Here is a 24,703-nt window from a genome sequence, read left to right as displayed (position 1 = left end):
ACATGAGCAAGGCCGATCCGCACCCCAGGGTGGTGATGGTCGACGGCGTCCCGATGTCGGCCCTGGTCGCCGAGTCCCCCGACCCGCGCGCCGTCGTCGTCGCACTGCACGGCGGGGCCACCACATCGGCCTACTTCGATTGCCCCGGACACCCGGAGCTGTCGTTGCTGCGCAGCGCGGTGGCCCAGGGGTACACCGTGATCGCACTGGACCGCCCCGGCTACGGTGCCTCCGCGGCCTACCCCGATGCCATGGCCCGGCCCGAACAGCGGGTCGCCTTGGCGTTCGGGGCGATCCGGCGCATCGCCGGTGCGGCGGACCTTTTCGTGCTGGGCCATTCGATGGGCTGCGAGCTGGCCCTGCACCTGGCCGTGCAGCAGCCAGAGGTACTCGGTGTCTCTCTGGCCGGAACCGGTCGCCGGTATCACCCGGCCGCGCAGGAACTGCTCAAAGATGCTTCGCCACAGCAACGGCCGCGCGGTCTGCGCGAGCTGCTATGGGAACCGGCTCGGCTGTACCCGTCGGACGTGATCGGCGCCGGGTTGTCCGCGGGCGGCACCGCCTACGAGGGTGATGTCATCAAAACCTGGGCGCGGCAGGAATTTCCGGCACTGGCCGGGCAGACGACAGTTCCGGTGCAATTCATCGCCGGCGAGTACGAGAACGTCTGGGAATCCGATCCCGAGTCGCTGGCCGCAATCGGTGCGATGTTCACCGTCTCGCCGCGGGTGGAGACCGGCGAACTCGCAGACAGCGGCCACAACCTCAGCGTCGGACTGAGCGCCGAGATCTATCACCGCAAGGTGCTGTCGTTCGCCGAACAATGTGTCGCCAACCGCGGCCTCGTGCCGGTGAAAGACATTGTGAATACCGAAGTGGAAGTGGAGGCAGGTTGATGCGAGTCGGATTTATCGGGCTGGGCAGCCAGGGGGCGCCGATGGCCCGGCGGATCGTCGAGGGCGGATTCGAGACCACCCTGTGGGCACGGCGCCCGGCGTCGCTGGAACCGTTCGCCGACACCGGCGCCAAGACCGCGGGCTCCCCCGCCGAACTGGCTGCCGCCAGCGACCTGGTGTGCCTGTGCGTGGTGGGTGACGACGACGTCCGTCAGGTGCTCGACGGTGAGACCGGCGTGCTGGCCGGGCTGGCTCCCGGTGGCGTCATCGCCATTCACTCGACGGTGCACCCCGACACCTGTCGAGAGATCGCAGACAAGGCGGCCGCCCAGGGGATTTCGGTCGTGGACGCCCCGGTGAGCGGCGGCCAGCCCGCCGCCTCGGCCGGCACTCTGCTGGTGATGGTCGGCGGCGATGAAGAGGTCGTCGAGCGGGTGCGTCCGGTGTTCGCCACCTACGCCGACCCGATCGTGCACCTCGGTGGAATCGGTGCCGGCCAGGTCGCCAAGATCTTGAACAACCTCCTGTTCAGCGCCAACCTGGGCGCAGCCATGAGCGCACTCGAACTCGGTGAGGCGCTCGGCGTTCCGCGCCAGGCGCTGTGCGAGGTGATCTCGCGCGGTTCGGCCACCAGCAAGGCACTCAACAGCATCGCGATGTTCGGCGGGACGCTGGACAACCTGGCACCGATCGCCGGCGCACTGCTGCAGAAAGACTGCAGGCATGCCGCCAGCCTGGCCGACGACGCCTCGGCCCCACAAGGGGCGGTATTCGACGCCGCGGACAACGCCCTGGCCATCATGAACCATCCCCGCTGATGCGCGTCGCCTTCATCGGGGCAGGCCGGATGGGCGCGCCGATGGTGCGCCGCCTGGCCGAGGCCGGACACCAGGTCCGAGCCTTGGGCCGGGACGATGAAAAGCGCGCTGCGATGGCTGAACTCGGCGCCGAACCGGTGGATTCGGCGAGCGCGGCCGTTGCCGACGCCGAGGTGGCGATCGTCTGCGTGTTCACCGATGAGCAGGTCCGGGAACTCTGCCCGGCGCTGATCGACGAGATGCCTGCCGGTTCGGTACTCGTGCTGCACACCACCGGCAGCCCACGCACGGCCGAGGCTCTCGCCGAGCGCGGGGCCGCTCACGGCATCGCCGTCGTCGACGCTCCGGTCAGCGGCGGACCGCACGACATCGCAGCCGGGACCGTGACGGTGTTCGCGGGTGGAGACGAGGACGCGGTGGCCCGTGCCCACGAGGTGCTGACGGCCTATGCCGATCCGGTACTGCACGTCGGTCCGGTCGGCGCCGGGCAGCGGGTGAAGCTGGTGAACAACGCGTTGTTCGCCGCGCAGATCGGCGCGGTGGCCGAGGGCGTGCGCCTAGGCGATCGACTGGGTATCGACGAGGCGACGCTGCTGACCGCGCTCACGCACGGCAGTGCGGCAAGCCGCGCGCTGGGCGGTATCGCCGCCACCGGCTCGGCGGACGCATTCATCGCCCGGGTCGGCGAGTTCATCGGCAAGGACGTCGCCGTGGTCCGCAGAACAGCCTCTGAACTGGACAGCGACCTCGGCAGACTCGAGGGTCTGCTCGACGCCGCGATCAACTGACCCAGCCTGCCGTCACGACCTGATCAGCGCGCATTTTGTGCTTTTCAAACACTCCCAACAGGATTACTGTTAGCGTTACAGTTCAACAGTTTCCCGTAACGTTTCACAGCACTTCCGGCCCAGCCCGCCGCGAAGGAGGAGCCAGCCAATGACCAAGGCCCAGGTGATTTTCGATCCGTTCTCCGAGGAGTTCTTCAACAACCCGTTCGACATGTACCGGCGGATGCGCCAAGACGCGCCGCTGTACTACAACGAGGACTCGGACTTCTATGCCCTGACCCGGCATGAGGACGTATCGGCCGCATTGAAGGATCACGAGGCGTTCTCCTCGTCACGTGGCTGCGATCTGGCCATGGTGCAGAGCGACGAGCCGCCGCAGAAGTCGATCATCTTCATGGACCCGCCCGATCACCGGCACATGCGCAGCCTGCTGAACAAGGCATTCACCCCGCGCATGATCCAGTCCCAGCGCGACACCGTCGTCGAGCAGATCGTTCACCACCTCAGACTGATCGACTCCGACGAATTCGATGTCGTACAGGATTTCTCCGGCCCGTTCCCGGTCGAGGTCATCACGCGGATGGCCGGCGTCGACCCGGAGTACCGCCAGCAGGTCCGGCACTGGATCGATACCAGCCTGTCGCGTGAACCGGGTCAGATCGGCTACTCCGAAGCCGGCATGCAGGCCAATATCGACACCGGCATCTACTACTACGGGCTGGTGCAGAAGCGCCGGGAAGACCCGCAGGACGACATGATCAGCCGGCTGATCGCCGCGGAGATCCCCGGCGAGGACGGCCAGATGCGTCGCCTCGACGACATCGAGATCACCGGATTCGCCACCCTTTTGGGCGGAGCCGGCGCCGAGACCGTCACCAAACTCGTCGGCACCGCGATGGTCCTCTTCGCTCGTAACCCCGAGCAGTGGCAGAAACTGCTCGACGACCGCGAGAAGGTCGGAGCCGCCGTCGAGGAGCTACTGCGTTACGAAGGCCCGGTGCAGTACAACGTCCGCTACACCCTCAAGGACGCCCACGTGCCCAGCGGCACCATCCCGGCAGGCAAGGCCGTGTTCTTGATCAGCGCCGCGGCCAACCGGGATCCCGATGCGTTTACCGATGCCGATACTTTCGACATCGACCGCGATCGCACAGAGGCCCAGAACCTGGGGCTGGGCTACGGCATTCACAGCTGTCTCGGCGCGGCACTGGCCCGCATGGAGAGCGCCGTCGCCCTGGAGAAGTTGCTCGATTTCATGCCTCGCTATGAAGTGAAATGGGATCAGCTGCAGCGGGTTCACATGCAGAACGTCGCGGGCTACTCGCACGTGCCGGTGAGGGTGTTGAGGTGATGAGCGCTTGCGCGAAGAACAGAGGGCGCTGATGACGAAGAAGGTTCACGTCGACTTCGAGATCTGCGAAAGCAACGCTGTCTGCATGGGGATCATCCCCGAGGTGTTCGATCTCGATGATCAGGACTACCTGCACATCCTGCAGGAGGATGTCACGCCGGAGAACGAGGCTCTAATCCGCGAAGCGGTGCGGCAATGCCCCCGGCAGGCCATCTCGATCAAGGACGAGTAGGCGTGCGGTTCGTCTTCGTACACGGCGGTTTTCATGCGGCCTGGTGCTGGGAGCGCACGATCGCCGAGTTGCAGAGTCTGGGTCACGACGGCGTCGCCGTGGACCTGCCCGGGCACGGCGCACGGGTAGCCGAGGAATCGACCCTGGCCAACCGACGGGCCGCGATCCTCGAGGTCATGCAAGCCGGGGACGTGCTGGTGGGGCACTCCGGCGGCGGGTTCGACGCCACCCTCGCTGCCGATGCGGCCCCGGAACTGGTGGGCCACATTGTGTATCTGGCCGCCGCGCTGCCCAGAGAAGGCCGGACGTATCCCGAGGCGATGGCCATGCGTTCGGCTGAAGATGCGTTGGGCGGCGAGTTCGACGGAGACGTCGGCGAGATGCTGGGCTACCTGCATTTCGACGACGAGGGCGCGATGCACTTCGCCGACTTCGACGGCGCGTGGCGCTACTTCTACCATGATTGCGACGAGGCAACGGCCCGTTGGGCTTTCGATCGTCTGGGCCCCGAGCGGTTCGGGGACACCACGGTGACCCCGGTGTCGGTGCCGCAGTTCTGGGCGGCCGATCTGCCCCGCAGCTTCATCCGCTGCCTGCAGGACCGTTCGATGCCGCAGTGGCTGGCCGACACCGTGACACAACGTCTCGGCGTCGAGCAGCTGACCATCGACGCGTCGCACTCACCGTTCCTCAGCCGCCCGCGCGAGCTGGCCGAGCTGCTGGTGCACGCGACGACGACCACGCCGATTGCCGCACTGACACCCGCCTGATTCACGGCTAAGCGGCGATCACCGTCTTGCCGAATTTCTCGGTCGCCTCCAGCGCATGCGCGAGGCTGTCCCCGGGCAGGGTCACATGTAGCCACGTCACACCCAGTGCGGCGAGCTTGTCCACACCGACCAGATACGCGTCGGCATCGAAGTCGTCGTCGCCGGGGTTTCCGCCCTCAAAGTTGTTGAACACGATGTCGATTCCGTCCGGATCACGACCGGCGGCGGCCAACCGGGCGCGCAGATCCTCGATGCCGGCGGCCAGCGCATCCAGCGAATCGATCGCGGCGGTGCCTGCAGTCTTGGCCAGGCCCGGCGGCGCGGCGAACGGGCACCAGCCGTCGCCGTGCTTGGCTACCCGGGCCCGCGCCGCTGAGGTGTTGCCGCCGATCCAGATCGGCGGATGCGGGCTCGCCGCAGGCCGAGGGTGTGCGGTGATACCGCGTGCGCTGAAAGTCTTCCCTTCGAAGCTGTAATCGTCGGTGGTCCAGATCCCGCGGATGACTTCGAGTGCCTCATCGAACAGCTCGGCCCGCTCGTCGTAGGAAACCCCGAGCGCGGCGAATTCCCGCTTGAGATAACCCACTCCGACGGCCAGGGTAAATCGGCCGCCGGACAGCACGTCTAGGGTGGCGCCGGACTTGGCCACCACGAACGGGTTTCGATACGGCAGCACCACAATGTTGGGCACCAGACGCAGTGTCGTGGTGTGCGCCGCGGCGAAGGCCATGGCCACGAACGGATCCACCGCATCGTGACCACCGGCGTCGAGCCAGCGTTGCGACGGAGCGGGATGGTCGGTGAACCCGAAGCCTGCGAAACCCGCCGCCTCGGCCGCAGCCGCTACCGCGGCAACTCCGCTGCCGCTCACCAGATCCGGATGGTACGGGTGAGTGTGCATCGGATAGGTGATGCTGTAACGCACTGCGGCCGGCCGATCAGGCGGGGAAGCCGGAAAGGATCACGCCGTTGCAATCCGCGGCGCCTTGGCGCACCTTGGCAGCCGCCTGGTAGGCGTCGGAGTAGTACCACTCCCGGGCGGCGTCAACGGATTCGAACTCCAGCACCACGGTTTGCGTGCCGTGCCAAGCGCCTTCGATCACCTCAGGCTTCTGGTCGACGGCCACGATGGTCGCGCCGCCCATCGCCTTCGACGCCAGCTTTGCGTACTCGCCCATGCCGGCCGGGTCCTTGATGTCCTCGGTGATGATCACATAGCCTTTGGCTGCCATTACGAATCTCTTTCTCTAGTTGTCGATTTCGCTGATCGCCCGTTCCGGGCAGTTGTCTATCGCCTCGCGCGCCGCGTCCTGCAGGTCGGCGGGGACCTCCTCGGGATCGGCGACCGCCCAACCATCGTCAGACATCTCGAAGACCTCAGGGCACAGCGTCAGGCACATGCCGTGGCCGGCACAACGGTCCTCGTCAACCCTGACCCGCATCAGCTGTCGAACTCCAGATGCAGCTCGGTCAGCCCGCGCAGGATGAAGGTCGGGATGTAGTTGTAGCGCCGGTCGCCGTCGGAGCCGTGCTTGGCCTCGGAGATCCGGATGTCGGTCGTGCGGTCGAGCAACCGCTCGATCCCCACGCGGGTCTCCGCGCGCGCCAACGGGGCACCGGGGCAGCTGTGGATGCCGCGGCCGAAAGCCAGGTGCTGACGGGCGTTCTTGCGCGCCGGGTCAAAGGTGTCAGGATCCTCGAAGCGCCGCGGATCGCGGTTGGCCGCACCGTTGAGCACCATCAGCGTGGTGCCGGCGTTCAACTCGGTGTCGCCGATGGTCACCGGGCAGCGTGACAGCCGGAAGTCGCCCTTGACCGGGCTCTCGATCCGCAGCGCCTCCTCGATGAAGTTCGGGATCAGGCTGCGGTCGGCACGCAGCCGCTGTTGAATCTCGGGCTGTTCACCCAGGACCTTCAGCGCCGTGCTGAGCAGGCGCACCGTGGTCTCCTGCCCTGCCGAGAAGACGTTGGTCGCGACCCGCGCGACATCGCCGACGTCGGGGATGCTGCCGTCCGGGAAGGTGGCCTCGGCCAGACCGGTGAGGACGTCGCCGCGCGGATTGGCCCGGCGATCCGATATGTAGTCGGAGAATTGGCCGTAGAGGAATTCGAGCGGGCTGTGCGACAGCGACTCCTTACTGGTGCTGCCGATGCCGCCGCCGGAATTGTGCTTGATGCCGTTGACGAAGCCTTCGCGATCCTCCGGCGGGATGCCCAGCAGGTCGGCGATCACCAGAAGCGTGAACGGACCGGCGAAGCCCTTGATGAACTCGCCCCCACCGGGCGCCAGGTAGCTGTCGAGCACCTCATCGGCCAACTGCCACATGGCGTCCTCGTTTTCCTTGAGGCGCTTGGGCGTGATCAGCCGCATCAACAGTGAGCGATGATCGGTGTGGGTCGGCGGATCCAGCGTCGGCAGCTGATCGCTGAACGGCAGTTCGTTGCGGTGCTTGTCGATGAGCGCGGTGACCTCTTCAGCACTGCGCCCCTCCAGCGGGACCGGGAACCCCGGGAACGGTCCGGTGACCGACAGGCACGACGAGAAGGTCTCCTCGTCGTTGTAGACCTGCACCGCTTCGTCCCAGCCGGTCACCATGGTGACGTTGTAGAGGTCTTCGCGGGTGACCGGGCACTTGTTCCGCAGCGCCTCGAAGAATGGGTACGGGTCGTCGACCAATCGTTCATCGCGAAAAAAATCGATACCGGTTGGGTCGATCGCCATCAGCTGCTCCCGTTCCAGCCACACGTATGAGAATGCGGCTCTCATCTATGAATAGATAGATTTCCACAGCACCGGTTACGCGTCAACGTCGGACCCCGACCCATCAGCGACAAGCAGCAAGAATAAGATTCTCACCCCCTAAGCGCCCAGCATCGTCAGTCCGCCGTCGACGGCGATCAACTAGCCGGTGATGAAGCCCGCGCCGTCGCCGGTGACCAGAATCCGGCGGCCATGCAACGGTGCGTTCATAAGAAAGATAGTTAGACAGACGTCAACTATTTTCAATAGCCGCATCCGTTGTTACAGTGCCGAATATGGCCAAGGGAACGGCGACGGATGCTGCTGACAGCAGTCAGCGCCGAGCCTCGTTCCAGCGGGCCCGCTCGCACCAGACCAAGCGCGACCTGGTCCAGGCCGCCATGGCGCTCTGGCGCACCAACGGCTACGCCAAGACCACGGTCGCCGACATCTGCCGGGCCGCAGGGGTGTCCCGCGCGCTGTTCTACTTCTACTTCCCGGCCAAAGAGGACGTGCTGTTCGAGGTGGGCCTGACCTCCACCCGGCTGGCCCAGAAGCGGGTGAAATCACTCCTGACCGGCGATTACGACGTGATGGTCGTGATCACCGAGGCACTGCGCAGCCTGGAACGGTCGATGGCCCGCAATCCACCCGATCTGATCGTCGAGACGATCCTGGAGGGGTACCGGCACGAGCACCGGATCCTGGCCGGCGATGTCGACCCGGATACGCAGGACGCCGACATGTTCGGCGAGTTGTTCGCCCGCGCTCAGGCTGACGGCAAGCTCGGCGCGCACGTCGACGTCACCCACCTGTCCCGGCTGTCGCAGATCCTCGTCAGCGAGGGCGTCCGGCACTGGGCCGGCGGCAGTTTCGGCAACCGCTCGTTCACCGACCTCGTCGCGCGCGATATCGGCGCGATGATCACCGGCTTCAATACCAACAACTAGATCGGAGAACCCCGATGGCGTGGGATTTCGAGACGGACCCGCAGTATCAGGAACTACTGGACTGGGCCGACGAATTCGTGACCGAGCAGGTCGAGCCACTCGACCTGGCCTGGCCACACAAGCAGTTCACCCCGCTGGAGGGCAAGCGGCGCCAGGCCATCGACCCGCTGAAGGCGCAGGTGCGCGAAAAGGGTTTGTGGGCTACCCATTTGGGCCCCGAGTTGGGCGGCCAGGGGTACGGGCAGCTCAAGCTGGCGCTGCTCAACGAGATCCTCGGCCGCTCGCAGTGGGCGCCGATCGTGTTCGGCTGTCAGGCCCCCGATACCGGAAATGCCGAGATCATCGCGCACTACGGCACCGAGGAGCAGAAGAAGCGCTACCTGCATCCGCTGCTCGAGGGCGAGCTCTTCTCCTGCTATTCGATGACCGAACCGCATGCCGGTGCGGACCCCACGCTGTTCACCACCAGCGCTGTACGCGACGGGGACGACTGGGTGATCAATGGTTGGAAGTTCTTCTCCTCCAACGCCGCAACGGCGTCGTTCCTGATCGTCATGGTGGTCACCAACCCTGAGGTCAGCGCCTACCAGGGCATGTCGATGTTCCTGGTGCCCACCGACACTCCGGGCGTCAAGATCGTCCGCAACGTCGGCCTGTACGGCGAACCGGACAACGAGGGCAGCCATGCGTTGATCCACTACGACAATGTCCGGGTACCGTCCGAGGCCCTCCTGGGCGGCGAGGGACAGGCATTCGTGATCGCCCAGACCCGGTTGGGCGGGGGCCGGATCCACCACGCGATGCGCACGATCGGCCTGGCCCAGAAGGCTCTCGACATGATGTGCGAACGCGCGCTGAGCCGGGAAACCCAGGGCAGCCGCCTGTCCGACAAACAGTTCGTCCAGGGCTACATCGCCGACTCCTACGCCCAGCTGCTGCAGTTCCGGCTGATGGTGCTCTATACCGCGTGGGAGATCGACAAGTACAACGACTACAAGTTGGTCCGCAAGGACATCGCCGCGGTAAAGGTGGCCATGCCCGCCGTGCTGCACGACATCGCCTGGCGGGCAATGCAGATCCACGGCGCGCTCGGGGTCACCAACGAGATGCCGTTCCTCGGCATGGTCACCGGCGCGGCGGTGATGGGACTGGCTGACGGCCCGACGGAGGTTCACAAGACCACGGTGGCCCGGCAGGTTTTGCGCGACTATCAGCCGACCACCGACACGTGGCCCACCGAGTGGATACCCCGCAAACGCGACGCTGCGAAGGCGAAGTTCGCCGAGTACCTGGAAGCCGAGGTGGGCAACCTGTGAGCGAGATAGACACTGCGCGCCTTGCCGATTGGATGGACAACGCCGGGCTGGTGGGCAAGGGCGAGCCGCTTGAGGCCCGCTTCCTGTCCGGCGGAACCCAGAACGTCATCTACGAGATCCGCCGCGGCGAACATTCCTGCGTCCTCCGCATGCCACCGGCCGGCGCCCCGCCGGACCGGGACAAGGGCATCCTGCGGGAATGGCGCATCATCGAGGCGCTCGACGGCACGGAGGTCCCGCACACCGCCGCGATCGGCGTGTGCCCCGATCCGGAGGTGCTGGGCCGACCGTTCTACGTGATGGGCTTTGTCGACGGCTGGTCCCCGATGGACACCCATGGCCACTGGCCCGAGCCGTTCAATACCGACCTGAGCACCCGCCCCGGGCTGAGTTATCAACTGGCCGAGGGAATTGCGTTGCTGTCCAAAGTCGACTGGCAGGCCAAGGGGCTGAGTGATCTCGGTCGGCCAGACGGCTTCCACGAACGCCAGGTCTCCCGCTGGATCGGGTTCCTCGACCGGATCAAGAACCGGGACCTGCCGGGCCTCGAGGTGGCCACGGACTGGCTGCGGACCCACAAGCCGCTCGATTTCATCCCCGGTCTGATGCACGGTGACTACCAGTTCGCCAATGTCATGTACCGCCACGGCGGCCCGGCCACCATGGCCGCGATCGTGGACTGGGAGATGGGCACCGTCGGCGACCCGAAGCTGGACCTGGCCTGGATGGTGCAGAGCTGGCCGTCCGATACCGACAACCCGGAGCCGTCCGAAATGGGCTATGTCGACATGCGCGGGATGCCCTCGCGTGACGACGTCGTGGCGCACTACGCCAAGGTGTCCGGACGACAGGTCGACGACCTCGACTACTACCTGGTGCTCGCCAAGTGGAAGCTGGCGATCGTGCTGGAGCAGGGTTTTCAGCGCGCCGGCGATGACGAGAAGCTGCTGGCTTTCGGTCCGGTGGTAACCGAACTGATGCGATCTGCCGCTGAGCTCGCCGAATCCACGGATTACCGGTGAAGGCTGTCGTCTGCCCCGAGTACGGGCCTCCGGATGTGGTTCGCCTCGAGGATGTCCCCACTCCCCCGCTCGCCGCCGGTCAGGTACGGGTTCAGGTCGGTGCAGCCGCGGTCAACTTTCCCGACGTGCTGCTGGTCGCCGGCCAGTACCAGATCAAGGTGCCGGTACCCTTCATCCCGGGCAGCGAATTCGCCGGCGTGGTGATCGAAGTCGCCGGCGACACTGACGGTTTCATTGTCGGCGACCGGGTGACCGGCACGGGGTTGTTCGGTGCGTTCGCCGAGCAGGTGTGCGTTCCGACGACCGGGCTGGCCCGAATCCCTGACGGTGTGGACGACGGTACCGCGGCCGCCTTCGGAGTGGCGCACCGCACCGCCTATCACACGCTGCGATCGATGGCCCGGATCCAACCGGGCGACGACGTGATCGTTCTGGGCGCCGGCGGCGGCGTGGGCCTGGCGGCCGTGCAGCTCGCGTCGGCGCTCGGCGCACGGGTCACCGCAGTCGCATCCTCGGACGAAAAACTCTCCACTGCAGCGCGATACGGTGCGGCCTCAGTCGTCAATCACGCAAAGGGCGACCTGCGCGGCGCACTGCGGGAGGTGCTGCCCGACGGCGCCCACGCGGCCCTCGATCCGGTCGGCGGCGACCTGTCGGAGCCCGCCTTACGGACGCTGCGCCGCGGTGGCCGGTTCGTGACCATCGGCTACGCCTCGGGCGCGATTCCCCGCATCCCACTGAACCTGGTACTGGTCAAGGGGATCCACGTCCTGGGCTTTCAGTTCCAGGACATCACCCCGGACGAGTTCACCCGTAACGAAGCCGAATTGCGCGACCTGTTGACCACCGGCGCCGTCCGGCCACACATCGGTGCGGTCTATCCACTGGAGCAGGCATCGGCCGCGCTACGGCAGGTCGCAGAAGGACGCGCCGTGGGCAAGGTCGTGATCGAGCTCAGGACTCCTTCGGCGGATAGAAATACTCCCGCCACGCCGTGATCTTCTCGTCCTTCACCTCATAGGCCCCCATGACCGGCCAGCTCATCTGCTTGCCGTCCACGATCCAGTGATCGCGCCGTTCCATCAGCACGACATCCCCGTCCACCGCGAGGTACCGGATTTCGAGGTCTACACATTTCCCGCCGGCGAAGAACACTTTCATCATCTCGTGGATCGCGTCGCGGCCAGAGAGCTTCGGCCAGTCCGGTCCGATGTCAAAGGTGGCGTCGTCGGCGAAGTGACTCATGACTTCGTCGACGTTGTTACTCCCCCACGCGGCGATCTCGGCACGCACGATCTCTTCAGCGGTCATAAGCCCCCCCTTGGCCGTTGTGACAGATATTTACACTAGCGCGACCCAGTGTAATTCCGATAGGAATCCTTGCCAGCCCTGTGCGCATTTCAATCCGCAACAGGCAGTAGCGAATTCGTTCCAGCACCGGGCACTCACATCCCAATCCTTGACCCAGCTACCTCGCGCCTGCTAAGCAGGTGCACAGCCCTTTCAATACGGTCAGGAGACCCGCCGTGCCCACGTCGACCGAAGCCGACCTGTACTACGACCCGTACAGCGTCGAGCTCAATATGGATCCCTATTCGGTGTTCGCCCGGATCAGGGAAGAGGCCCCGCTGTATTACAACGAGCAGCACGACTTCTACGCACTGAGCCGCTACGACGACGTCAACAAGGCCGTCATCGACCACGAGACCTTCATCTCGGGGCGCGGTGCACTGCTCGAGATCATCAAGTCCGGCATGGAAATTCCGCCGGGCACACTGATTTTCGAGGATCCGCCGATCCACAACATCCACCGCAATCTGCTGTCCCGGGTCTTCACCCCGCGCAAGGTGCTGGCGCTCGAGCCGCGGATCCGCGAGTTCACCGCGCGCTGCCTCGATCCGCTCGTCGGCGCGGACCGCTTCGACTTCGTCAACGACCTCGGTGAGCAGATGCCGATGCGCGTCATCGGCATGCTGCTGGGCATCCCCGAAGACCGTCAGCGGGCGATCACCGACCACGGTGAGGAGACCCTGCAAGGGCAGACGGTCGACGCACTGGCCACCGGTGAGGTGTTCGCCGAGTTCATCGACTGGCGGACCGAACACCCGTCCGACGACATCATGACCGACTTGCTCAATGCCGAGTTCACCGATGAGACCGGCACGGTGCGCACGCTGCGCCGCGACGAGTTGCTGCTGTACCTGACCGTCATCGCCACCGCGGGCTCCGAGACCACCACCCGGCTCATCGGCTGGGCCGGTAAGACCCTGGCCGACGTTCCGGATCAACGACGTGAGCTGGTGGAAAACCCTGAGCTCATCCCCCAGGCGATCGAGGAGATCCTGCGCTGGGAGCCGCCGGCGTTGCAGATCGCACGCTACGTCACCCGCGACGTCGAGTACTACGGCCGGACGGTGCCGGAGGGTTCCGCGATGCTGATGCTTGTCGGCGCGGCCAACCGTGACCACCGCCGGTTCGCACCCGACGGTGACGTCTTCGACATTCACCGGGAACAGAAGTCACACATGACCTTTGGTGCGGGCACGCACTTCTGCATGGGTAACGCCCTGGCCCGCCTGGAGGGGCGGATAGCTCTGGAGGAGATCCTCAAACGCTTCCCCGAGTGGGAAGTCGACTGGGCCAGCGCCAAACCGTCGGAAACCGCTGCGGTGCGGGGCTGGGCAGCCATGCCCACCCTGGTTTAGCGTCGAGTCTGCGTACAGATCGCGAGTTTGGTGATTCTCGCGATCTGTACGCAGGGTCGACGGCGCGGAGCGGACATCGAGCTCCGAAATAGGTCAGAAGGGAAGGTCGACAAAGCCATTCGTGGTGTTGACCTGGTCGTGGTTGTCGACGCTGTAGTGCGGCCCGACCGGGGTAACGGGCTCAGCTGACGCGGGCGCGGCGAGACTGAACACCGCGGCACTCAGACCGCCGGCGATCAGGGTAGCGAAACCGATCTTCTTCATTGTGGTGCCCTCTTCCGATGTGTTCTCCGGTGGCGTCGAGCGTCGTGCTACGGCTCCACAGGCCGGCGATTCGGTACTGCATTTCGCCGATCTGAAACATCAAACATCCAGGTCAGAGGGTTAATTCCGATGGCAGAATTTGACCTGCGTTTGGCAGAATTCTGCCCGCCGGCAGCCCGGCGAGAGAGCGGGCCGCCTCAGCTCGCCGGAATCAGGTCGGCGGGCACCGAGCGGCTGATCATCGTGCCGCACCGGAATTCCTCGCTGGCACCGACAACCCGGGCCTCGGGATCGTTGACCGCCGCCAGCGCCTGCGCCTTGAAAGCGCGTGCGGCAGCCGATAGTTCGTGACGTACGGGATCAACGCGCAGATCCGCCGGACACTCGTCGCCCCACAACGTCACCTCGGTATGCCCCTGCTCCAGCGCACCCAGGACGCCGCGTCGCACACGCTCGTCGGTGTTGAACAGATCGGCGGCCACCGCAACGGTCTGCGGATGCGGGCGGTCCTCCCAGGACTCCAGGACGGACTCCAGCGCAATGGTCTCCACCCCGAGGATCGCCAGCGGCCGGACGTCCTCGTCGGCGCCGATCAGCACCGTGACATCCCAACCCGCCATCACCCGGTCAACGAGCCAGCCACCGGCGAACCGGACTGCGTCCACCACGCAGGGGGCGACCACATCAAGCCGATACCGCATGTCGTCCTCCAATCTCACTGGCCGGCCGCCCCGTTGCGGCCGTCCGGCTGCTCGATTTCCCGCCCCAGCATCTCGGCGTAGCTCTTGAACACGTCCGTCAACGGGAGCGAGGGATCGAGTAGCCATGAGGTCTCCATTCCATTGATGAATGCCAGGATCTCCACGGCCTTGGTGGCCGCGTCGAAGTCGGAGCGATAGCGGCCGTCGAGCTGGCCGCGCGTGATGATGTCGGCGACGATGTCACGTGCAGCCTGCTGCCGTTTGAGCAAACGATCGTGCAGCGGCGCATCCGGCTGGATGTTCTCCACCAGCAGCACGGTGAAAGTGCCGACGAGCTCAGGCGCCCGGACGAACCGGTCGGCCACCCGTTTGATCTCGTCTGCCAGATCTCCGGACCGGTCCGCGTGCACGTCGTCGTCGTGATCGCGGATATCGAGCACCGCATTGAGCAATTGCTCTTTGGACTCGAAGTGGTGCAGCAGTCCGGCCGACGTGACGCCGGCTTCCCTGGCGATCTGCGCCAGCGAGGTGTTGCGCCAACCGTTGCGCGCCAGCAGCTTCTCGGCCACAGAAAGTATCCGCTGCCTGCGGTCTTCCCCCTTGGCCAGGAGCGTCTCATAAGGCCTTGCGCCCTCAGACTGCCCCTGCAGACCAGAAACCGAAGTCACCGAACTCCTTCGTCGAACCAACCTAGTGAACACACAGTAGGTTGGTTTGACGGCTGTGACAAGCGTCTCAGAGAAAGAAGTTCCCGGCAGCCGTCACAGCCGCCGGATGTGCCCGGTCAGAGCCCCAGCGACTTGGCGATGATCACCTTCATGACCTCGCTGGTCCCGGCGTAGATACGGGCCACCCGGGCATCCGTGTACAGCCGGGCGATGGGGTATTCCATCATGTAGCCGTACCCGCCGAAGAGCTGCAGGCAACGATCGATCACCCGCGCCTGCATCTCGGTGCAGAACAGTTTCACCCGTGCCGCATCGGCACCGGACAGCTCGCCGTCGACGTGCAGGGCCACCGCGCGATCCAACATCGCCTGGGCCGCTTCGACCTCCGTCGAGCACGCCGCGAGCTCGAACTTGGTGTTCTGGAACGACGCCACCGGCTGGCCGAACGCCTTGCGGTCTTTGGTGTAGCCGATCGCCGCGGCGATGGCCGAGCGGGCCTGAGCCACCGAACCCACGGCCACGGTGAGCCGCTCCTGGGCCAGGTTGTGGCCGAGGTAGCTGAAGGCCTCGCCCTCCTCCCCCAGCACGTTCGCCACGGGAACCCGGACGTCGGTGAACGACAGCTCCGCGGTGTCCTGCACCTTGCAGCCCATCTTCTCCAGCTCACGGCCCCGCTCGAAGCCCGCCATGCCGTCCTCGACGACCAGCAGAGTCAACCCCTTGCGGCGGTTCTCCGGGTCGGTGGACGTCCGCGCCACCACGACCACCAGGTCGGCCTGGATTCCGCCCGTGATGAACGTCTTGGCGCCGTTGAGCACGAACTCGTCACCGTCGCGGACCGCGGTGGTGCGCATGCCGGCCAGATCTGATCCGGTCCCCGGCTCGGTCATCGCGACCGCGGTCAGCAGCGTGCCCGCGGCCAGCCCGGGGAACCAGCGCTGCCGCTGTTCGTCATTCGCGTAGTGCAGGAAGTACGGCAGGATCACCTCAAGCTGCGTACGCACGGTCGACAACGTCACCAGCGCGCGGGCGGCCTCCTCCTGGAGCACCACGTTGTACCGGTAGTCGTCGACGCCGGCGCCGCCGTACTCCTCGGGGATCGCCATCCCGAGCATGCCGAGTTCACCCATGTGCTTGAAGACGTCACGGGGCATCCGGCCGCCCTTCTCCCACTCGGGATAGGCAGGGACGACTTCCTTTTCGATGAAATCGCGGGCCAGCGCCCGGAATGCCTCGTGGTCCTCGGTGAACAGATTGCGTTGCACTACTTCTCCCTAGCGTCAGTCGATGAGCTCGACCAGCGTGGCGTTGGCGGTACCGCCACCCTCACACATGGTCTGCAGGCCGTAACGAATTCCGTTGTCGCGCATGTGATTGATCATCCGGGTCATCAGCACCGCACCCGACGCGCCGAGCGGGTGTCCGAGCGCGATCGCGCCACCGAGTGGATTCAGTTTCGCCTCGTCAGCGCCCGTCTCTGCCAGCCAGGCCAAGGGCACCGGGGCGAACGCCTCGTTCACCTCGAACACGCCGACCTCGTCGAGGCGGACGCCGGCCTTGTGCAGCACCTTCTCGGTCGCCGGGATGGGCCCGGTCAGCATCAGCACCGGATCGGCTCCGGTCACCGCACCCGCGCGGTACCGCGCAATGGGCGAAAGGCCCATGGCCACAGCGGCTTCAGCGGTCATCACCAGCAGCGCCGCCGCGCCGTCGGAGATCTGCGAGGAGTTGCCCGCGTGAATCACCCCGTCCTCGGCGAAGGCGGGCTTGAGGCCGGCCAGTTTCTCCACCGTGGTGCCACGGCGCACTCCCTCGTCGGCGACCACCGGATCGAGTTGATCCGCCGGGTCGGGAAAAACGGTGATCATCTGGTTCTCGAAGGCACCGCGATCCTGCGCAGCGGCCGCCCGCTCGTGCGAAGCCACCGAGTACTCATCAACCCGAGTCCGGTCGAAACCCCACTTCTGCGCGATCATCTCAGCCGAGATGCCCTGGTTGAATGCGAAATCCTTGTACCGCTGAAATACTTTCGGCCCGTACGGGGTGCCGGTGGCCCGGGCCGCCCCCAGCGGAACCCGGCTCATCACCTCGACCCCGCCGGCCACCACGACATCCTGCTGACCCGACATCACGGCCTGGACCGCGAAATCCAGCGCCTGCTGGCTGGATCCGCAGGCCCGGTTGACCGTCGTGCCGGGGATGTGTTCGGGCCAGCCGGCGGCCAGCACCGAGTAACGGCCGATGTTGCTGGACTGATCGCCGACCTGCGACACACAGCCCCAGATCACGTCGTCGATGATGTCTGGGCTGATACCAGCCCGTTCCACCAGCGCATTGAGCACCAGTGCGGACAGGTCGGCGGCGTGGAAGCCGGACAGGCCGCCGTTGCGCTTGCCGACCGGGGTGCGGACGGCCTCGACGATGACGGTTTCGCGCATGGGATTCTCCGCTTCTGTGGACTAGGACTGTGAGTAGGCGGGGCCGACCGCGCCCTGCTCGCGCAGCACTGCGATCTGCTCGGCGGTCAGGCCGACCCCGCCCAGGATGGCATCTGTGTGCTCGCCGAGCCCCGGCACCGCACCCATGCCCAATTCCATGCCGCTGATCACCGGTGGCGGCAGCAGCGCCGAGATGTCCCCGTTGGGGGTTCCGACCTGACGCCACCGGTCCCGCGCCTGCAGATGTGGATGCACGATGACCTCGCTCGGCAGGTTGTACCGCGAATTGCCGATTCCGGCATTGTCGGCAGTCTGCTGAATGTCATCGAGATCATGCTGGGCACACCAGGATTCGATGGCCTTATTGAGTTCGTCCCGATGTGCACAGCGGTCTGAGTTGGTGGCGAATCGCGGGTCATCGGCCAGGTCCGGACGCTCGATGATCTCGCGGGCCAGCCGCTGCCACTCCCGGTCGTTGGTGGTGCCCAGCACCACCGTCTGCCCGTCGCGGGTATCGAAGGCGCCGTAGGGCGCGACTGCCGGCGAACTCATCCCGAGCGGAATCTGGTCGATCCCGGAGTGCTGAGTGTAGGCCAGCTGGTATCCCATGATGTCGGTCATGGTGTCGAACAGGCTGACCGCCACGGCCGGTGCGGCACCGGTGTCACCCTTGCGCGCCCGGCCGAGCAACAGCGCCATGATGGACAGCGCCGAATACAGGCCGGTGGTGATATCGGCAACCGCCGCACCGGGTTTGGCCGGCATCCCGGCATAACCGGTCGATGCACACGAACCGGATTCGGCCTGCACCAGAAGGTCGTAGGCGCGCTTGTGCGACAGTGGACCGCCGGGGCCGTAACCGTCGATCTCGACCGGGATCACCTGAGGATGACGCACCTTGAGGTCGTCGGGCCCGAGCCCGAGTCGCGCGGTGGCGCCCGGGGCGAGATTCGACACGAAGGCGTCGGCACCGTCGAGCAGTCGGTGCAGTACCTCCATCCCCTCAGCGGACTTCAAATTGAGGGTGACCGATTCCTTACCCCGGTTGGCCCACACGAAGTGCGCCGCCTGGCCGAGCACGACATCGTCATAGTCACGGGCGAAGTCACCGCCCTTGGGGTTCTCGATCTTGATCACCCGGGCGCCGAAGTCGGCGAGCACCCGCGTGCACATCGGCGCGGATACCGCCTGCTCCATCGCGATGACCGTGATACCGGCCAGCGGCAGGGAGGAACAGTCCGTTATCCGTGGTTCGCTCTTGAACTCGCTCACGAAGTCACATAACCATGCCGCCATCGACCGGCAGTACCTGCCCGGTGATGTACGACGCGGCATCGGAGGCCATGAAGACGAATGCGCCCGCGACCTCGTCGGCGTCGGCCCACCGCTTGAGCGGGATGCGGTTCATCATGTTGGCCGCGAACTTCTCGTTGGTACGGATGGTTTCCGTCATCGGTGTCGCGGCCAGGGGCGCCAGGGCGTTGACCATGATGTTCTTGCTCGCCAGCTCACGCGCCAACGACTTGGTGAACCCGATCAGGCCGGCCTTGGCCGCCGAGTAGTTCACCTGGCCCAGGGTGCCGGTGATCCCGGCAGCCGAGGTGACGTTGATGACGCGGCCGGTCCCGTCGGTGGGCATATGCGGAAGCGCCGCCTGGGTGACGTGGAAGGTCCCCATCACGTGGATGTCGAAGGTGACCCGGAACGTCTCGTCGGTCAGCTTGGGGAACATCGCCGGCGATGTGACGCCTGCGTTGTTGACGACGATGTGCAGGTTGCCCTCGCCCAGGGCAGCGGCCTGCGCGGCGGCCGCCACCGCGGCGTCACGGTCACTGACATCCAGCGCGGCACTGTCGGCTTTGCCTCCCGCGCTATTGATCCGCTCCGCGACCAGGGCCGCGGCGTCACCGCTGATGTCGGTGACGAGTACCGAGGCGCCGGCAGCGGCGAGTGCCTCGGATACCGCCGCGCCGATCCCGGCACCCGCGCCGGTCACCAGTGCCGAACGCCCGGTCAGGTCGAAATAGGTCCTCATTGAACTTCGATATCTCCTCAGTAGCTCTTGGGCAGGCCGAGAACGTTCGCGGCGAGGAAGTTCAGGATCATCTCCTGGCTCACCGGTGCGATCTTCATCAGTCGGGACTCCCGGAAGAACCGGGAGATGTTGTATTCCTCGGAGTAGCCCATCCCGCCATGCGTCTGTAGTGCACGGTCGGCGGCATCGAACCCGGCATCCGCGCACAGGTACTTGGCCATGTTGGCCTCCCGGCCGCACGGCTTGCCGTTGTCGTAGAGCCAGGTGGCCTTGCGCAGGATCAGCTCGGCCGCGTCGAGCCGGGCCAACGAGTCGGCGAGCGGGAACTGGATGCCCTGGTTCATGCCGATCGGCCGGTCGAACACCACCCGCTCGTTGGCGTACTTGACCGCACGGTCCAGCGCCACGCGGCCGATGCCGAGTGCCTCGGCGGCGATCAGCATCCGCTCAGGGTTGAGCCCGTGCAGGATGTACTTGAAGCCCTTGCCCTCCTCGCCGATCAGGTGCTCGGCGGGCACGCGCAGATCGTCGATGAACAACTCGTTGGAGCTCACCGCATTTCGGCCCATCTTGTTGATGGGACGGATCTCGACGTGGTCACGGTCGAGGTCGGTGAAGAACAGTGACAGTCCGTCGGTCGGCTTGCCCCCGCGCTTCTCCACGTCCTCTCGGGACTCGGTGCGGGTGAGCAGCAGGATCTTCTCGGACTCGAGTGCCTTCGAGATCCACACCTTGCGCCCATTGACCACATAACCGTCACCATCCCGCTTCGCGAACGTGGTGATTCGCGAAGTATCCAGCCCCGCACCGGGTTCGGTGACGCCGAAGCACACATGCAGATCCCCGTTGACGATCCGTGGAAGCGTCGCCTTCTTCATCTCCTCGGAGCCGAACACCACCACGGGCTGCATCCCGAAGATCGACATGTGGATCGCGCTGGCGGCGTTCATGGCTCCGCCGGACCGGGCCACCTCCTCGGCCAGGATGGTGGCCTCGGTGATGCCCAGGCCATGGCCGCCGTACTCCTCGGGAATGGTCATCCCGAGCCAGCCCCCGCCGGCGATGGCGTCGTAGAACTCCTGCGGGAACTCGTGCGCCTGGTCTTTGGTCATCCAATAGTGGTCGTCGAACTTGGACGACAGCTCCGCCACGGATTTGCGGATCAGCTGCTGGTCCTCGGTCAGTTCGAAGTTCATACCGCCCGACACTGTGTGTTCTCCTATTTTCTCGGCCGTTCGTCTCGGCATTCAGTCGCGCGCGCCGGAAACGGCTTTGGCGTTGGCCTGGAAGTCGGCAAAGCTGGTGCCGGTCTTCTCCTTGTGGCTCAACGCACGGATGGCGACATCGTGACCCTCAGCGGCCTTTCGTAATGCACCGACGGTCGCCTGGTCCTTGGGGACGTGGGCGAACGGTTCGAAGTGGTACAGCCGCATGGCGTTCTCGTGCGTGATCTTGTTGATCTCGTCGTCGGGCACCTCGTAGGTGTCGAACACCGCGCTCAACTCCTCGGGGGCACCCGGCCACATCGAATCGCTGTGCGGGTAGTCCATCTCCCAGCAGATGTTGTCCACACCGATCTCGTGGCGGTTCTTCACCCCGATCGGATCAGAGATGAAACAGGTCATGAAGTGGTCGCGGAACACCTCGGAGGGCAACTTGTCACCGAAGTCCTGATTCGTCCACGTCGAGTGCATCTCGTAGGTGCGATCCACCCGGTCCAGGAAGTACGGAATCCACCCGGTGCCACCCTCGGACAACGCGATCTTGAGCGTCGGGAACTCCTTGATCGGCGCCGACCACAACAGATCCGCGGCAGCCTGCACGATGTTCATCGGCTGCAACGTGATCAACACGTCCATCGGCGCATCCGGTGCGGTGATCGCGAGCTTGCCCGACGACCCGATGTGCACATTCATCACCGTCTCGGTATCAACCAACGCCTGCCACATCGGCCGCCAGTACTCCAGGTCATGGAACGACGGATAGCCCAGGGTCGACGGGTTCTCGGTGAACGTCAGCGAATGCACACCCTTGGCCGACACTCGGCGGATCTCGTCGGCGCACAGTTGCGGGTCCCAGATCGCCGGGATCGCCATCGGGATGAACCGGCCCGGATTCGATCCGCACCACTCGTCGATGTGCCAGTCGTTGTACGCCTGCACCAGCGCCAGGGAGAACTCGGCGTCCTCTGTGGCGAACAACCGTGCGGCGAAACCCGGGAACGATGGGAAGTTCATGGTGGCCAGCACGCCGCCGGCGTTCATGTCCTTGACCCGCTCGTTCGGGTCGTAGCACCCCTTGCGGATCTCATCGAGGCCTTGGGGTTCCAGGCCGTACTCCTCCTTGGGCCGACCCGCCACCGCGTTGAGGGCCACATTCGGGATCACCGTGTCCCGGAACTGCCAGGTGTCGCTGCCGTCGGGGTTGTGCACCAAACGGGGCGCCTCATCCCGGTACTTGGCCGGTAGATGGTTCTTGAACATGTTCGGCGGTTCGATGATGTGGTCATCGACGCTGATCAGGATCATGTCGTCTTTGTGCACTGCCTCACTCCATTCGATCCGCTGTCACATCGGTTCTCTATGAGAGAAAACTAGCTTCTCATCTAGCGAGAATCAATGTCTGATGCCGCTGACGAGCAGATTTAGCCAGGTCACCGCAGAACCTGGCACGTTCTTGTTGACCATCGCCGCAAAAGATGGAAATCTGTTAGTCGGAAATGAGAACCGGATTCTCGTCACCGAGAGTCTCCGATGGTCATCGAGAGGAGAACCGCCCCGTGCGCTTGGCCCCCTTGCCCGCCGAGGAGTGGGACGACGACGTGCGACGAGCACTGTCGGTCATGCTTCCGGAGGAGCGGCTCAATCCCGAGGGAGCGGGAACCGCGCTGTCGACACTGGCTCGCCATCCGTCCCTGACCAAGGCCTTCCTGCGGTTCAGCAATCATCTGCTGTTCCGCTCGACCCTGGACCCACAGATGCGCGAACTGTCCATCCTGCGGATCGCCCACCGCAAGAAGTGTGAGTACGAGTGGACGCACCACGCGTTCATCGGCAAGGCCGAAGGACTCACCGATGAGCGGATCGCGAGCAGCACGAGCGGCGAAGGTTCCACTCCCCTCGACCAACTGGTACTGGATGCCGTCGACGAACTCGACGGGCAATCGGAGATCTCGGACGGCACCTGGGCCGCCCTGAGCGAGCATCTCTCCGAGCGTCAGCGCATGGACCTGGTTTTCACGATCGGCGGCTATGGCCTGATGGCCATGGCTTACAACACCTTTGGAATTGCGCCGGAATCCGGCCACTAACTCAAGAAGAAAGTAGAGGTAGATGATGGCGTTCTTCCCGAAGCCAGCTGCCGGCAGCTGGACCGAGAACTGGCCCGAACTGGGCACCGGCCCGGTCAACTACGAGGATTCGATCGATCCCGAGCACTGGAAGCTTGAGCAGCAGGCCATCTTCCGCAAGACCTGGCTGCAGATGGGCCGGGTGGAGTTGATTCCCAAGAAGGGCAGATACATCACCCGTGAGCTGCCGTCGGTCGGCCCCGGCACCTCAATCATCATCGTCAACGACGGCGATCAGATCCGCGCCTTCTACAACCTGTGCCGCCACCGCGGCAACAAGCTGGTGTGGAACGACTACCCGGGCGAAGAGGTCTCCGGCAGCTGCCGGCAGTTCGTCTGCAAGTACCACGCCTGGCGTTACGACCTCAAGGGCGATCTGACGTTCATCCAGCAGGAGCAGGAGTTCTTCGACGTCGACAAGGCCGACTACCCGCTCAAGCCCGTGCGCTGCGAGGTATGGGAGGGCTTCATCTTCGTCAACTTCGACGACGACGCGGTGTCGCTCGAGGAGTACCTGGGCGAGTTCGGCGAGGGCCTCAAGGGTTATCCCTTCCACGAGATGACCGAGCACTACAGCTACCGCTCGGAGATCAAGGCCAACTGGAAGCTGTTCATCGACGCGTTCGTCGAGTTTTACCACGCGCCGATCCTGCACATGAAGCAGGCGGAGAAGGAGGAAGCCGAGAAGCTGGCCAAGTTCGGCTTCGAGGCGCTGCACTACGACATCAAGGGCGATCACTCGATGATCTCGTCCTGGGGTGGCATGAGCCCGCCGAAGGACCTCAAGATGGTCAAGCCCATCGAGCGCATCCTGCACAGTGGCCTGTTCGGGCCGTGGGACCGCCCCGACATCAAGGGCGTCCTGCCCGACGAGCTGCCCCCCGCGATCAATCCCGGCCGGCACTCGACGTGGGGCCAGGACTCTTTCGAGTTCTTCCCGAACTTCACTCTGCTCTTCTGGGCGCCGGGCTGGTATCTGACCTACAACTACTGGCCCACAGGGGTGGACAGCCACATCTTCGAGGCCGACTTGTACTTCGTGCCGCCGAAGAACCTGCGCGAACGACTGTCCCAGGAACTGGCCGCAGTGACGTTCAAGGAGTATGCGTTCCAGGACGCCAACACGCTGGAAGCCACCCAGACGCAGATCGGCACCCGCGCCGTACTCGACTTCCCGTTGTGCGACCAGGAAATCCTGCTGCGGCATCTGCATCACACCGCTCACAACTACGTCGACCGGTACAAAGAAGCCAAGGCCAACGGGAATGGCTCGACGAACGGCACGCATGCCGTCCCAAGTGACAAGGCCGCAGAAAAGGATGCCGCAAATGTCTAAGTTGCCAGAAGAATTCGCCGACCTGGAGCGGTTCAGCGACTGGTGCCTGCCCACCGAAGAGGAGCGCTATCAGAAGCGTCTCAACTCGTCGATGGACGAGATGCAGGAACTCTACGACGCCGGCATCGCGCGCCTCGAGGACATCATGGTCTACGTCGATGCCCGCTTCCCGCTGGCGAGCATGCCGGACGACGCCAAGGCGCTGGTGCACCTCGGACAGTCGGTCGTGATGGTCAGTTTCCCGATCGAGGTGTGGAAGCAACCGCGGGTGCTCGACAGCGGTGCGGCCTACGTCAATCTCATCAAGGAGCCGGTGGTTTAGTC

28 protein-coding genes are annotated in these 24,703 nt (G+C 65.0%); 14 read left to right on the top strand and 14 right to left on the bottom strand.

What is annotated here, in order from left to right:
* The first annotated feature begins 2 nt into the window (after nt 1-2).
* The 6 genes from AB0I14_RS28935 to AB0I14_RS28910 all read left to right on the top strand — a co-directional run bounded on the left by AB0I14_RS28935 (nt 3) and on the right by AB0I14_RS28910 (nt 4,855).
* Nucleotides 3-896 carry an alpha/beta fold hydrolase gene (locus AB0I14_RS28935; protein ID WP_358029340.1) on the top strand — a complete coding sequence of 298 codons (894 nt, stop codon included), beginning with the start codon at nt 3-5 and terminating at the stop codon, nt 894-896.
* Complete coding sequence (locus AB0I14_RS28930) at nt 896-1,714, top strand: NAD(P)-dependent oxidoreductase (protein ID WP_358029337.1); 819 nt, start codon at nt 896-898, stop codon at nt 1,712-1,714. Before AB0I14_RS28935 ends, AB0I14_RS28930 begins: the two co-directional genes overlap by 1 nt.
* Nucleotides 1,714-2,502: an NAD(P)-dependent oxidoreductase gene (locus tag AB0I14_RS28925; RefSeq protein WP_358029334.1), complete on the top strand. Its 789-nt coding sequence runs from the start codon at nt 1,714-1,716 to the stop codon at nt 2,500-2,502. The genes AB0I14_RS28930 and AB0I14_RS28925 overlap by 1 nt, the downstream gene beginning before the upstream one ends.
* Before the next feature lie 148 nt (nt 2,503-2,650).
* Nucleotides 2,651-3,853: a cytochrome P450 gene (locus tag AB0I14_RS28920; RefSeq protein WP_358029332.1), complete on the top strand. Its 1,203-nt coding sequence runs from the start codon at nt 2,651-2,653 to the stop codon at nt 3,851-3,853.
* A 31-nt stretch (nt 3,854-3,884) separates the two neighbouring features.
* On the top strand, nt 3,885-4,085 hold the full coding sequence (locus AB0I14_RS28915) for a ferredoxin (RefSeq protein WP_044522319.1): 201 nt from the start codon (nt 3,885-3,887) through the stop codon (nt 4,083-4,085).
* Nucleotides 4,086-4,087: 2 nt separating this feature from the next.
* Nucleotides 4,088-4,855: an alpha/beta fold hydrolase gene (locus AB0I14_RS28910; RefSeq protein WP_358029329.1), complete on the top strand. Its 768-nt coding sequence runs from the start codon at nt 4,088-4,090 to the stop codon at nt 4,853-4,855.
* Nucleotides 4,856-4,862: 7 nt separating this feature from the next.
* Here the strand turns inward: AB0I14_RS28910 and AB0I14_RS28905 are convergent, their stop codons facing one another.
* From AB0I14_RS28905 to AB0I14_RS28890, 4 genes are read right to left on the bottom strand one after another with little or no spacing between them, the layout of a single operon-like run.
* Nucleotides 4,863-5,780 (bottom strand): LLM class F420-dependent oxidoreductase, encoded by a 918-nt coding sequence (locus tag AB0I14_RS28905; protein ID WP_358029327.1) that lies wholly within the window; start codon nt 5,778-5,780, stop codon nt 4,863-4,865.
* A gap of 13 nt (nt 5,781-5,793) precedes the next feature.
* Nucleotides 5,794-6,087 (bottom strand): DUF1330 domain-containing protein, encoded by a 294-nt coding sequence (locus tag AB0I14_RS28900; RefSeq protein ID WP_358029325.1) that lies wholly within the window; start codon nt 6,085-6,087, stop codon nt 5,794-5,796.
* Between the two features lie 15 nt (nt 6,088-6,102).
* Nucleotides 6,103-6,297: a ferredoxin gene (locus tag AB0I14_RS28895; RefSeq protein ID WP_358029322.1), complete on the bottom strand. Its 195-nt coding sequence runs from the start codon at nt 6,295-6,297 to the stop codon at nt 6,103-6,105.
* Nucleotides 6,297-7,577: a cytochrome P450 gene (locus AB0I14_RS28890; protein ID WP_358029476.1), complete on the bottom strand. Its 1,281-nt coding sequence runs from the start codon at nt 7,575-7,577 to the stop codon at nt 6,297-6,299. Before AB0I14_RS28890 ends, AB0I14_RS28895 begins: the two co-directional genes overlap by 1 nt.
* A 314-nt stretch (nt 7,578-7,891) precedes the next feature.
* Here AB0I14_RS28890 and AB0I14_RS28885 point away from each other — a divergent pair, with 314 nt between their 5' ends.
* Genes AB0I14_RS28885 through AB0I14_RS28870 form a run of 4 tightly spaced genes read left to right on the top strand, consistent with a single transcriptional unit; the run spans nt 7,892 to nt 11,881 of the window.
* The gene (locus AB0I14_RS28885; RefSeq protein ID WP_358029320.1) at nt 7,892-8,545 is read left to right on the top strand and encodes a TetR/AcrR family transcriptional regulator; all 654 of its coding nucleotides are present in this window, start codon (nt 7,892-7,894) and stop codon (nt 8,543-8,545) included.
* A 14-nt stretch (nt 8,546-8,559) separates the two neighbouring features.
* A complete protein-coding gene (locus AB0I14_RS28880; protein WP_358029318.1) occupies nt 8,560-9,861 on the top strand; it encodes an acyl-CoA dehydrogenase family protein in 1,302 nt (433 codons plus the stop codon).
* Between the two features lie 32 nt (nt 9,862-9,893).
* Nucleotides 9,894-10,883 (top strand): phosphotransferase family protein, encoded by a 990-nt coding sequence (locus AB0I14_RS28875; protein WP_358029474.1) that lies wholly within the window; start codon nt 9,894-9,896, stop codon nt 10,881-10,883.
* Nucleotides 10,880-11,881 (top strand): NADPH:quinone oxidoreductase family protein, encoded by a 1,002-nt coding sequence (locus tag AB0I14_RS28870; RefSeq protein ID WP_358029315.1) that lies wholly within the window; start codon nt 10,880-10,882, stop codon nt 11,879-11,881. Before AB0I14_RS28875 ends, AB0I14_RS28870 begins: the two co-directional genes overlap by 4 nt.
* Here the strand turns inward: AB0I14_RS28870 and AB0I14_RS28865 are convergent.
* Nucleotides 11,838-12,194 (bottom strand): limonene-1,2-epoxide hydrolase family protein, encoded by a 357-nt coding sequence (locus tag AB0I14_RS28865; RefSeq protein WP_358029312.1) that lies wholly within the window; start codon nt 12,192-12,194, stop codon nt 11,838-11,840. The genes AB0I14_RS28870 and AB0I14_RS28865 overlap by 44 nt on opposite strands.
* A gap of 272 nt (nt 12,195-12,466) precedes the next feature.
* Here AB0I14_RS28865 and AB0I14_RS28860 point away from each other — a divergent pair, with 272 nt between their 5' ends.
* Entirely contained in the window at nt 12,467-13,588 is a 1,122-nt protein-coding gene (locus tag AB0I14_RS28860; RefSeq protein WP_358029472.1) for a cytochrome P450, read from the top strand.
* A gap of 93 nt (nt 13,589-13,681) precedes the next feature.
* Here the strand turns inward: AB0I14_RS28860 and AB0I14_RS28855 are convergent, their stop codons facing one another.
* The 9 genes from AB0I14_RS28855 to AB0I14_RS28815 form a co-directional block, all read right to left on the bottom strand.
* Nucleotides 13,682-13,852 carry a hypothetical protein gene (locus AB0I14_RS28855; RefSeq protein WP_358029309.1) on the bottom strand — a complete coding sequence of 57 codons (171 nt, stop codon included), beginning with the start codon at nt 13,850-13,852 and terminating at the stop codon, nt 13,682-13,684.
* A 197-nt stretch (nt 13,853-14,049) separates the two neighbouring features.
* The gene (locus tag AB0I14_RS28850) at nt 14,050-14,553 is read right to left on the bottom strand and encodes a hypothetical protein (RefSeq protein ID WP_358029306.1); all 504 of its coding nucleotides are present in this window, start codon (nt 14,551-14,553) and stop codon (nt 14,050-14,052) included.
* Between the two features lie 14 nt (nt 14,554-14,567).
* Nucleotides 14,568-15,203, bottom strand: coding sequence for a helix-turn-helix domain-containing protein (locus tag AB0I14_RS28845; protein WP_358029470.1), 636 nt, complete (start codon nt 15,201-15,203; stop codon nt 14,568-14,570).
* Between the two features lie 134 nt (nt 15,204-15,337).
* Nucleotides 15,338-16,486, bottom strand: coding sequence for an acyl-CoA dehydrogenase family protein (locus AB0I14_RS28840; protein ID WP_358029303.1), 1,149 nt, complete (start codon nt 16,484-16,486; stop codon nt 15,338-15,340).
* A gap of 15 nt (nt 16,487-16,501) precedes the next feature.
* Nucleotides 16,502-17,659 (bottom strand): thiolase family protein, encoded by a 1,158-nt coding sequence (locus tag AB0I14_RS28835; RefSeq protein WP_358029300.1) that lies wholly within the window; start codon nt 17,657-17,659, stop codon nt 16,502-16,504.
* A gap of 21 nt (nt 17,660-17,680) precedes the next feature.
* Nucleotides 17,681-18,904, bottom strand: coding sequence for a CaiB/BaiF CoA-transferase family protein (locus AB0I14_RS28830; protein ID WP_358029467.1), 1,224 nt, complete (start codon nt 18,902-18,904; stop codon nt 17,681-17,683).
* Between the two features lie 31 nt (nt 18,905-18,935).
* Nucleotides 18,936-19,694, bottom strand: coding sequence for an SDR family NAD(P)-dependent oxidoreductase (locus tag AB0I14_RS28825; RefSeq protein ID WP_358029297.1), 759 nt, complete (start codon nt 19,692-19,694; stop codon nt 18,936-18,938).
* Nucleotides 19,695-19,711: 17 nt separating this feature from the next.
* Complete coding sequence (locus AB0I14_RS28820) at nt 19,712-20,890, bottom strand: acyl-CoA dehydrogenase family protein (protein WP_358029295.1); 1,179 nt, start codon at nt 20,888-20,890, stop codon at nt 19,712-19,714.
* 51 nt (nt 20,891-20,941) lie between these two features.
* Entirely contained in the window at nt 20,942-22,237 is a 1,296-nt protein-coding gene (locus tag AB0I14_RS28815) for an amidohydrolase family protein (protein WP_358029292.1), read from the bottom strand.
* 236 nt (nt 22,238-22,473) lie between these two features.
* Here AB0I14_RS28815 and AB0I14_RS28810 point away from each other — a divergent pair, with 236 nt between their 5' ends.
* The 3 genes from AB0I14_RS28810 to AB0I14_RS28800 are packed head-to-tail and all read left to right on the top strand — an operon-like array spanning nt 22,474 to nt 24,701.
* Nucleotides 22,474-23,004 carry a carboxymuconolactone decarboxylase family protein gene (locus AB0I14_RS28810; protein ID WP_358029290.1) on the top strand — a complete coding sequence of 177 codons (531 nt, stop codon included), beginning with the start codon at nt 22,474-22,476 and terminating at the stop codon, nt 23,002-23,004.
* Between the two features lie 25 nt (nt 23,005-23,029).
* Nucleotides 23,030-24,379 carry an aromatic ring-hydroxylating dioxygenase subunit alpha gene (locus tag AB0I14_RS28805; protein WP_358029465.1) on the top strand — a complete coding sequence of 450 codons (1,350 nt, stop codon included), beginning with the start codon at nt 23,030-23,032 and terminating at the stop codon, nt 24,377-24,379.
* The gene (locus AB0I14_RS28800) at nt 24,372-24,701 is read left to right on the top strand and encodes a hypothetical protein (RefSeq protein WP_358029287.1); all 330 of its coding nucleotides are present in this window, start codon (nt 24,372-24,374) and stop codon (nt 24,699-24,701) included. The genes AB0I14_RS28805 and AB0I14_RS28800 overlap by 8 nt, the downstream gene beginning before the upstream one ends.
* Nucleotides 24,702-24,703 lie beyond the last annotated feature (2 nt).

The organism is Mycobacterium sp. NPDC050441 (assembly GCF_040655355.1).
Lineage (GTDB): Bacteria > Actinomycetota > Actinomycetes > Mycobacteriales > Mycobacteriaceae > Mycobacterium.
This window is presented reverse-complemented; position numbering and strand designations above follow the sequence as displayed.

Coding starts and splice junctions, on each gene's coding strand:
- AB0I14_RS28935 (WP_358029340.1), top strand. CDS start 3: ATGAGCAAGGCCGATCCGCACCCCAGGGTGGTGATGGTCGACGGCGTC.
- AB0I14_RS28930 (WP_358029337.1), top strand. CDS start 896: ATGCGAGTCGGATTTATCGGGCTGGGCAGCCAGGGGGCGCCGATGGCC.
- AB0I14_RS28925 (WP_358029334.1), top strand. CDS start 1,714: ATGCGCGTCGCCTTCATCGGGGCAGGCCGGATGGGCGCGCCGATGGTG.
- AB0I14_RS28920 (WP_358029332.1), top strand. CDS start 2,651: ATGACCAAGGCCCAGGTGATTTTCGATCCGTTCTCCGAGGAGTTCTTC.
- AB0I14_RS28915 (WP_044522319.1), top strand. CDS start 3,885: ATGACGAAGAAGGTTCACGTCGACTTCGAGATCTGCGAAAGCAACGCT.
- AB0I14_RS28900 (WP_358029325.1), bottom strand. CDS start 6,087: ATGGCAGCCAAAGGCTATGTGATCATCACCGAGGACATCAAGGACCCG.
- AB0I14_RS28895 (WP_358029322.1), bottom strand. CDS start 6,297: ATGCGGGTCAGGGTTGACGAGGACCGTTGTGCCGGCCACGGCATGTGC.
- AB0I14_RS28890 (WP_358029476.1), bottom strand. CDS start 7,577: ATGGCGATCGACCCAACCGGTATCGATTTTTTTCGCGATGAACGATTG.
- AB0I14_RS28885 (WP_358029320.1), top strand. CDS start 7,892: ATGGCCAAGGGAACGGCGACGGATGCTGCTGACAGCAGTCAGCGCCGA.
- AB0I14_RS28880 (WP_358029318.1), top strand. CDS start 8,560: ATGGCGTGGGATTTCGAGACGGACCCGCAGTATCAGGAACTACTGGAC.
- AB0I14_RS28875 (WP_358029474.1), top strand. CDS start 9,894: ATGGACAACGCCGGGCTGGTGGGCAAGGGCGAGCCGCTTGAGGCCCGC.
- AB0I14_RS28865 (WP_358029312.1), bottom strand. CDS start 12,194: ATGACCGCTGAAGAGATCGTGCGTGCCGAGATCGCCGCGTGGGGGAGT.
- AB0I14_RS28860 (WP_358029472.1), top strand. CDS start 12,467: ATGGATCCCTATTCGGTGTTCGCCCGGATCAGGGAAGAGGCCCCGCTG.
- AB0I14_RS28855 (WP_358029309.1), bottom strand. CDS start 13,852: ATGAAGAAGATCGGTTTCGCTACCCTGATCGCCGGCGGTCTGAGTGCC.
- AB0I14_RS28850 (WP_358029306.1), bottom strand. CDS start 14,553: ATGCGGTATCGGCTTGATGTGGTCGCCCCCTGCGTGGTGGACGCAGTC.
- AB0I14_RS28835 (WP_358029300.1), bottom strand. CDS start 17,659: ATGCGCGAAACCGTCATCGTCGAGGCCGTCCGCACCCCGGTCGGCAAG.
- AB0I14_RS28825 (WP_358029297.1), bottom strand. CDS start 19,694: ATGAGGACCTATTTCGACCTGACCGGGCGTTCGGCACTGGTGACCGGC.
- AB0I14_RS28820 (WP_358029295.1), bottom strand. CDS start 20,890: ATGAACTTCGAACTGACCGAGGACCAGCAGCTGATCCGCAAATCCGTG.
- AB0I14_RS28805 (WP_358029465.1), top strand. CDS start 23,030: ATGGCGTTCTTCCCGAAGCCAGCTGCCGGCAGCTGGACCGAGAACTGG.
- AB0I14_RS28800 (WP_358029287.1), top strand. CDS start 24,372: ATGTCTAAGTTGCCAGAAGAATTCGCCGACCTGGAGCGGTTCAGCGAC.